The 6,000-nt window shown below is 61.6% G+C and carries 4 protein-coding genes; 1 reads left to right on the top strand and 3 read right to left on the bottom strand.

Features of this window, described 5'->3' with window-relative positions; all coding sequences use genetic code 11:
- Positions 1-114: 114 nt before the first annotated feature.
- Both ACW9JE_RS12650 and ACW9JE_RS12645 read right to left on the bottom strand, forming a co-directional pair.
- Positions 115-3,180 (bottom strand): efflux RND transporter permease subunit, encoded by a 3,066-nt coding sequence (locus ACW9JE_RS12650; RefSeq protein ID WP_457432939.1) that lies wholly within the window; start codon positions 3,178-3,180, stop codon positions 115-117.
- Positions 3,181-3,186: 6 nt separating this feature from the next.
- Positions 3,187-4,287 carry an efflux RND transporter periplasmic adaptor subunit gene (locus ACW9JE_RS12645; RefSeq protein WP_457432938.1) on the bottom strand — a complete coding sequence of 367 codons (1,101 nt, stop codon included), beginning with the start codon at positions 4,285-4,287 and terminating at the stop codon, positions 3,187-3,189.
- Between the two features lie 93 nt (positions 4,288-4,380).
- Between ACW9JE_RS12645 and ACW9JE_RS12640 the strand changes: the two genes are divergently transcribed.
- Positions 4,381-5,016 carry a TetR/AcrR family transcriptional regulator gene (locus tag ACW9JE_RS12640; protein WP_224541099.1) on the top strand — a complete coding sequence of 212 codons (636 nt, stop codon included), beginning with the start codon at positions 4,381-4,383 and terminating at the stop codon, positions 5,014-5,016.
- Between the two features lie 110 nt (positions 5,017-5,126).
- Here the strand turns inward: ACW9JE_RS12640 and ACW9JE_RS12635 are convergent, their stop codons facing one another.
- Positions 5,127-5,909, bottom strand: a complete 783-nt coding sequence (locus tag ACW9JE_RS12635) for a class I SAM-dependent methyltransferase (RefSeq protein ID WP_263487939.1) — start codon at positions 5,907-5,909, stop codon at positions 5,127-5,129.
- Positions 5,910-6,000: the final 91 nt, after the last annotated feature.

Raw genomic sequence — 6,000 nt, 5'->3', positions numbered from 1 at the left:
AGTCTATGTTGATGTCGACTGAACCACCGCCTTCGCGAGCAAGCCCGCTCCCACAGTTTTGACCGCGTTCATCGGCCGGAATTTGGTCGACCCGCAGGCCGCCGAGGCAAAGTGTCAGACCGTCTCCTTGCGAACGCGGAACCACGCCGCGTACAGTGCCGGCAGGAACAGCAGCGTCAATGCCGTCGCGACGATCAGGCCGCCCATGATCGCCACGGCCATCGGGCCGAAGAACACGCTGCGTGACAGCGGGATCATCGCCAGGACGGCGGCGAGCGCGGTCAAGACGATCGGGCGGAAGCGGCGCACAGTGGCTTCGATGATGGCTTGCCAGGGCTTGAGGCCGGCGGCGATGTCCTGTTCGATCTGGTCCACCAGGATCACCGAGTTACGCATGATCATCCCCGACAGGGCGATGGTGCCGAGCATCGCCACGAAACCGAACGGCTGGCGGAAGACCATCAGGAACAGGGTGACGCCGATCAGGCCCAACGGTGCCGTCAGGAACACCATCGCCGTGCGCGAGAAGCTGCGCAGTTGCAGCATCAGCAACGTCAGCACGACCACGATGAACATCGGCACACCGGCGTTGACCGACTTCTGCCCACGCTCGGAATCCTCCACCGTGCCGCCCACGTCCAGCAGATAACCGTCAGGCAGTTCGGCGCGGATCGGGTCGAGGGTCGGCATGATCTGTTTCACCAGGGTCGCCGGTTGTTCCTTGCCGTAGATGTCGGCGCGAACCGTCACGTTGGGCAGGCGGTTGCGGTGCCAGATCACACCCTCTTCGAAGCCGTATTCCAGGGTCGCGATCTGCGATAGAGCAACGCTGCGACCGTTGTCGGTCGGCACCGATAGGCTCGGCAGCAACGACAGCTCGGTGCGCTCGTGCACGGTGCCGCGCAGCAGGATTTCGATCAACTCGTTGTCCTCGCGGTACTGGCTGACGCTGGAACCGGTCAGCGAGCTCTGCAGGAACTTCGAAAGGTTCGCCGTGCTCACGCCGAGAGCTCGTGCGCGGTCCTGATCGATGTTCAGGTAGACGACTTTGCTTGGCTCTTCCCAATCCAGATGGACGTTGGCCACATGGGGGTTTTCACGGACCTTGGCCGCCACTTTCCGGGCCAGGGCGCGGACTTCCTCGATGTGCTCACCGGTCACCCGGAACTGGATCGGATAGCCCACGGGCGGCCCGTTTTCCAGACGCGTGACCCGCGAACGCAGAGCCGGGAATTGCTCGTTCAAGGTGGTGATCAACCAGGTACGCAGGGTTTCGCGCTCCTCGATGGTTTTCGCCAACACCACAAACTGGGCAAAGCTCGCAGCCGGCAGTTGCTGATCCAGCGGCAGATAGAAACGCGGCGAACCGGTGCCCACATAGGCCACGTAGTTATCGATTCCGGCTTTGTCCTTGAGCATCGCTTCGAGACACTTGACCTCTTCGGTGGTGTTGCTCAGCGAGGCGCCTTCGGCCAGCTTCAGGTCGACCATCAATTCCAGTCGACCCGACGCCGGGAAAAATTGCTGCGGTACAAAACGGAAAAGGGCTACAGAGGCGATGAACAGAATCACGGTCGCCACTATCACCGTCTTGCGTCGACGCACGCACCACTCCACCACGCGCCGCACTCGCTGATAAAACGGCGTGCCGTATGGATCGGGTTGATCAGGACCGTGTTTGGCTGCATGAATTTTCGCCAGATCCGGCAGGAGTTTTTCCCCCAGATACGGCACGAACACCACCGCCGCCACCCAGGACGCCAGCAGCGCGATGGTCACCACCTGGAAGATAGAACGGGTGTACTCGCCGGTGCCCGATTGCGCGGTGGCGATCGGCAGGAACCCGGCGGCGGTGATCAGCGTACCGGTGAGCATCGGGAACGCGGTGCTGGTCCAGGCATAACTGGCCGCCTTGATCCGATCGAAACCCTGCTCCATTTTGATCGCCATCATTTCCACGGCGATGATCGCGTCGTCCACCAGCAAGCCCAGCGCCAGCACCAGCGCGCCGAGGGAAATCTTGTGCAGACCGATGCCGAAGTAATACATGGTGGCGAAGGTCATCGCCAACACCAGCGGAATCGCCAGGGCGACCACCATGCCCGTGCGCACGCCGAGGGAGAAAAAGCTCACCAGCAAGACGATCGCCAGCGCTTCCACCAACACCTGGACGAACTCGCCGACCCCGGTTTTCACCGCCGCCGGTTGATCGGACACCTTGCGCAGCTGCATGCCCGCCGGCAGGTTTTTCTGGATGCGGGCGAACTCGACTTCCAGCGCCTTGCCCAGCACCAGAATGTCGCCGCCGTCTTTCATGGCCACCGCCAGACCGATAGCGTCTTCGGCCATGAAGCGCATGCGCGGCGCCGGTGGATCGTTGAAACCACGGCGCACATCGGCCACGTCAGAGATACGGAAGGTGCGATCCGCGACCCGGATCGGGAAGTTTTTTATCTCATCGACTGTCTGAAAATTCCCCGAAACCCGTAGCTGCAATCGCTCGCTACCCGTTTCAAAGAAGCCGGCGGTGGACACCGCATTCTGCTCTTCCAACGCCTGCTGCACCGCCGCCAGTGGCAAACCGAGAGTCGCGGCCTTGACGTTGGACAGTTCGATCCAGATCTTTTCGTCCTGCAAACCGAGCAGGTCGACCTTGCCCACGTCCTTGACCCGCTGCAGCTGGATCTGGATGCGGTCGGCGTAATCCTTGAGTACCGCGTAATCGAAACCGTCGCCGGTCAGCGCGTAGATGTTGCCGAAGGTGGTGCCGAATTCATCGTTGAAGAATGGGCCCTGAATACCCGGCGGCAAGGTGTGGCGAATGTCGCTGACCTTCTTGCGCACCTGATACCAGAGCTCCGGAATCTCCACCGAGTGCATGGAGTCGCGGGCAATGAAAGTCACCTGGGATTCGCCGGGGCGGGAGAACGACACGATGCGCTCGTACTCACCGGTTTCCATCAGCTTCTTTTCGATACGCTCGGTGACCTGGCGCGAGACTTCCTGCGCCGTCGCCCCCGGCCAGTTGGTGCGAATCACCATGGCCTTGAAGGTGAACGGCGGGTCTTCGCTCTGGCCCAGCTTGGTGTAGGAAAGTGCACCCACGATGGCCAGCAACAGCATCAGGAACAGTACGATCTGGCGATTACGCAACGCCCATTCGGAAAGATTGAAGCCCATCGGGGATTACTCCTTGTCCGCCAGATTGACCACGCGGTTGGAGCGATCCACCGGGCGCACCTGCTGCCCGTCGAGAAGCACATGGACGCCGGCGGCAACCACCCAGTCGCTGGCGTTGAGGCCTTCGAGCACCGGTACGGTTTTCTCGCCGAAGGCGCCAACCCGCACCGGAGTCTTTTTCAGGGTGTTGTTGGCGCTGACGACCCAGACGTAGGTCACGCCGTTTTCGGCGGTGAGTGCAGACAGCGGCACCGAGAGCAGCACAGTCTCGGCATTCTGCACATAGACCCGGGCGCTCTGGCCCAGCTCGGCCGGGACCTTGCCGGCGTTGAAAGCGATGCGTGCGGCGAAGGTGCGGGATTTGGGATCGGCGGCCGGCGACAGTTCGCGGATGTGCCCGGCGAAACGCTGGCCCGGTTGCGTCCACAGTTCCACCGACACCGGCTGTCCGACCTTGAAACGACCGAAGCTCTGCTCCGGCAGGCTGATCGACACTTCGCGCTCGCCATCGGTGGCCAGGGTGAACACCGTCTGCCCCGCCGCGACTACTTGCCCGACTTCAACGGCGCGTTTGGCCACGACGCCATCCTGTGGCGCACGCAACACGGCGTAACTGGCCTGGTTGGTCGAGACGTTGAATTCGGCTTTGATCTGCTTGAGGCGGGCTTCGCCGGAGCGATAGAGGTTTTCCGCGTTGTCGTACTGCGAGCGGCTGACCATCTGACGGTCCATCAGGGTCTTGTAGCGGTCACGTTCGGCGCGGACCATATTCAGGTTGGCTTCGGCGGCAGCTACCTGGGCACGGGTGGCTTCCAGTTGCAGGCGCACGTCCTGCGGATCGAGTTCAGCTAAAGGTTGATCAGCCTTGACCCGTTGCCCCTCTTCTACCAGTCGTCGGCTGACTTTGCCGCCGATGCGAAATGCGAGGTCTGGCTCGTAACGAGCGCGAACTTCACCGGTATAGCTCTCCATCGCCTGCGCCGAAGGCTCTGGCTGAACCACCATGGCCGGGCGCACGCTGGTTTGCGGCGCCTCTTCGTGACCGCACGCAGCCAATAAAAAAGCCAGGCTGACTGGCAATGCGAGGGGCAAGACATAGCGGAACATGGTGAAGGACCTTTCGCTAATGGTGCTTTGAATAATTATACTGGCCAGTATGTTATTAATAGCAAACTCACCAGTCCAGTAATAAAAGCGCATATGCCGAATAACCCTTCAGTACCCAACGGCCCAGGCCGCCCCAAGGATCTGGCCAAGCGCCAGGCGATCCTCGACGCGGCAAAAACGCTGTTTCTCACCAAGGGATATGCCAACACCAGCATGGACGCTGTCGCCGCGGAAGCCGGCGTGTCGAAACTCACGGTCTACAGCCATTTCAATGACAAGGAGACGCTGTTCTCCGCCGCCGTGATGGCCAAGTGCGAGGAACAGTTGCCGCCACTGGTTTTCGAGCTACCGGAAGGCGTGGCGGTGCAAACCGTGCTGCTGAACATCGCCCGCGGCTTTCATCACCTGATCAACAGCGATGAGTCGGTGAATCTGCACCGCCTGATCATGGCCCTGGGCAGCCAGGACCCGAAGCTTTCGCTGATCTTCTTCGAAGCCGGCCCGCAGCGCATGCTGCAAGGCATGGAGCGGCTGTTGTGCAAGGTGGATCAGAGTGGCGAGTTGAGTATCGACAAGCCGAGGAATGCGGCGGAGCACTTCTTCTGCCTGCTCAAGGGGGCGGCGAATTTTCGCTTGCTGTTTGGCTGTGGCGAACCGCTGACCGAAGAGGCGGCGGAGAGCCATGTGCGGGAGGTTGTGGAATTGTTCATGCGGGCTTATCGGCCTTGAGGACGCCATCGCGGGCAAGCCCGCTCCCACAAGGAACGGGCTGAACTCAACATTGAGGACACCTCAAAACCTGTGGGAGCGGGCTTGCCCGCGATGAAGGCAACTCGGTCTTACGGCTTGAGCGCCTTCTTCGGATAAATGTCATACCGACTGGATTTGCCATCCAACGCATGACTCGGCTTGGGCCCTTCGATACACGGCGCCTTGCGCGGGCGCTTGACCACGACCCGGTGGGTCGCCAGCGCCAATGCCGCCTGCAGCAAAGCCGGGGCATCCGGGTCATCACCTACCAGCGGCCGGAACAGGCGCATTTCCTTCTTCACCAGCGCGGTTTTCTCGCGATGCGGAAACATCGGGTCCAGGTAGATCACCTGCGGCGGCTCGCCTTCCCAGTTGTTCATCACCTCGATCGAATTGCCCTTGAGCAGATGCATGCGCGCCACGATCGGCGCTACGTCGAAATCCTCCGCGCCACGGGCCAGGCCATCTTCGAGCAAGGCCCCGATCAGCGGCTGGCGCTCGATCAGGCTCATCTCGCAACCCAGGCTCGCCAGCACGAACGCATCCTTGCCCAGCCCCGCCGTGGCATCCAGCACCCGCGGGCGCACACCCTGAGCGATGCCGACCGCCTTGGCGATCATCTGCCCGCTGCCGCCACCGTACAACCGACGATGAGCCGCGCCACCCTCGACGAAGTCCACCCGCACCGGCCCCGGCGCATCCGGGCCGAGCTGTTGCAGCTGCAAGCCCTGCTCGCCCACCTGCAAGGCGAACTCACCGTCATCCACCTGCAACGGCAGGTCCAGACGTTCAGCCCACTGCTCGGCCTGTGGCTGAAAAGTCTCGCCCAGGGCTTCGACATGGATGCGGCACGCCGCCGGTTGATCAATCATTGGAAAATACGCTCAAAAAATTAATGATCGGCAAAATCGGCCGATAACAAAATTATCGAGCATTTTGCCAGAGCCGAGCGTCGACCGAGAG

The sequence above is a fragment of the Pseudomonas sp. SDO55104_S430 genome, from assembly GCF_054070595.1.
Note: the sequence above shows the minus strand (reverse complement) of the source record. Positions and strands in the feature narration are given on the sequence as shown.

Coding starts and splice junctions, on each gene's coding strand:
- ACW9JE_RS12635 (WP_263487939.1), bottom strand. CDS start 5,909: ATGATTGATCAACCGGCGGCGTGCCGCATCCATGTCGAAGCCCTGGGC.
- ACW9JE_RS12650 (WP_457432939.1), bottom strand. CDS start 3,180: ATGGGCTTCAATCTTTCCGAATGGGCGTTGCGTAATCGCCAGATCGTA.
- ACW9JE_RS12645 (WP_457432938.1), bottom strand. CDS start 4,287: ATGTTCCGCTATGTCTTGCCCCTCGCATTGCCAGTCAGCCTGGCTTTT.
- ACW9JE_RS12640 (WP_224541099.1), top strand. CDS start 4,381: ATGCCGAATAACCCTTCAGTACCCAACGGCCCAGGCCGCCCCAAGGAT.